We start from the raw sequence: 1,217 nt of genomic DNA on the forward strand, positions 1-1,217 counted from the left end.
TAATAAAATAGGGCATGTCAAAGGAGACGGTTCCATGAAAATCATACATGTTATATTTTATCATTTTCTTTTATGGAGTGGGTTTTCTATTGTGTTATTATTATCGAACGGTGATAAGTTCCATTATAAAGTGATGCTCTTTTTCGTATTCCTTTATTTAGCATATGTAATTGCTTATATTATTCTCAGTGCAAGAAAACAGGCTTTGTTTCTTACTTGTGCGAATAGTATGCTGTTTTTAATGATATCTTTTCTTTTATAAAAGTTAACGTTTATAAAAATACATTGTTCTTCCATTAAATAATTGTAATTCCCCTTCTAATTTTTTCGCTAAAAAACGGCAGAACTCATTTGCTTTTCCTTTATCACCAAACGTTGCAGTAGAAGGTAAAGAAAGTTGAATAAAAGTTTGCTCGTTTTCTGTTCCAATCCCTACATAAATAGAAGAATATCGATCATGACTAGATTTCAGTTCCAGCGTCGTGTCTGATGTATTGAGTATCTCGTAAGGAAAAGCAAAGTTTGCATATGCATAACTAACTTGGATGCCAGTCTGAGAGGTGATTTTTTTGTAATACTGAAAAAGCTGCTTTACATCTTCCACTGAAACAGATTGCTGCTTAGATTTAGGTACAAGTTTAATAAATGCATGTTGCATAAAAGGTTTCCTCCTGACTTCATGTATGTTGTTATTTTAACACTGTTGTAAATTTTTTGACAATTAAAGGGATCTATCTTTTTTTGTTTAATATATATGAGTAGAGAGTATTATTTAGAAAGGAGGAAGTAAATGTTTGAAAAATTGTATGATGAACATGAAAGTGTGCAGGTGCGTTTTTTAGGGTTTATGACACATGAAAATCGCTATGATTTTGGAGTCATCTATACAAATATGTTTTTTGGGAAGCCTCTTGTGGTTTGTATGCAAACAGGACGAGCGACTCTCCTTGGACCAGATGATGTAGAAAATGTTCAACATTTACAAGAAGTTTTCAAGCTAGGATCAGAGGAAGAGGCTGATGATTTAGCACAATTTTTTAAATTTCTTGTTCCACATACTTCCTTACATGCGGAGTATGAAGAATAAATAAGAAGAAACAGTCGTACTTATATGATATGGCTGTTTTTTTGTGTTATTATCTCATACTAATATAAATTTTAAAAAATAAATGTGCTATACTCAAAAACCTATTGACGCAAAAAGTATAACATATTAA

At 31.3% G+C, this 1,217-nt stretch carries 3 protein-coding genes; 2 read left to right on the top strand and 1 reads right to left on the bottom strand.

Features of this window, described 5'->3' with window-relative positions:
• The first annotated feature begins 34 nt into the window (after window positions 1-34).
• Complete coding sequence (locus V7183_RS23680) at window positions 35-262, top strand: hypothetical protein (protein WP_097895006.1); 228 nt, start codon at window positions 35-37, stop codon at window positions 260-262.
• A gap of 3 nt (window positions 263-265) precedes the next feature.
• Here the strand turns inward: V7183_RS23680 and V7183_RS23685 are convergent, their stop codons facing one another.
• Window positions 266-658: a DUF1885 family protein gene (locus V7183_RS23685; protein WP_097895007.1), complete on the bottom strand. Its 393-nt coding sequence runs from the start codon at window positions 656-658 to the stop codon at window positions 266-268.
• A 132-nt stretch (window positions 659-790) separates the two neighbouring features.
• On the opposite strand from V7183_RS23685, the gene V7183_RS23690 reads away from it, so the two are divergent.
• A complete protein-coding gene (locus V7183_RS23690; RefSeq protein ID WP_097895008.1) occupies window positions 791-1,087 on the top strand; it encodes a DUF3055 domain-containing protein in 297 nt (98 codons plus the stop codon).
• The last annotated feature ends 130 nt before the right edge of the window (window positions 1,088-1,217 follow it).

Source organism: Bacillus sp. JJ1127, from assembly GCF_036965845.1.
Taxonomy (GTDB): domain Bacteria; phylum Bacillota; class Bacilli; order Bacillales; family Bacillaceae_G; genus Bacillus_A.

Bases quoted from the DNA above. Each gene is read 5' to 3' on its own strand.
- V7183_RS23685 (WP_097895007.1), bottom strand. From the start codon at position 658: ATGCAACATGCATTTATTAAACTTGTACCTAAATCTAAGCAGCAATCT.
- V7183_RS23690 (WP_097895008.1), top strand. From the start codon at position 791: ATGTTTGAAAAATTGTATGATGAACATGAAAGTGTGCAGGTGCGTTTT.
- V7183_RS23680 (WP_097895006.1), top strand. From the start codon at position 35: ATGAAAATCATACATGTTATATTTTATCATTTTCTTTTATGGAGTGGG.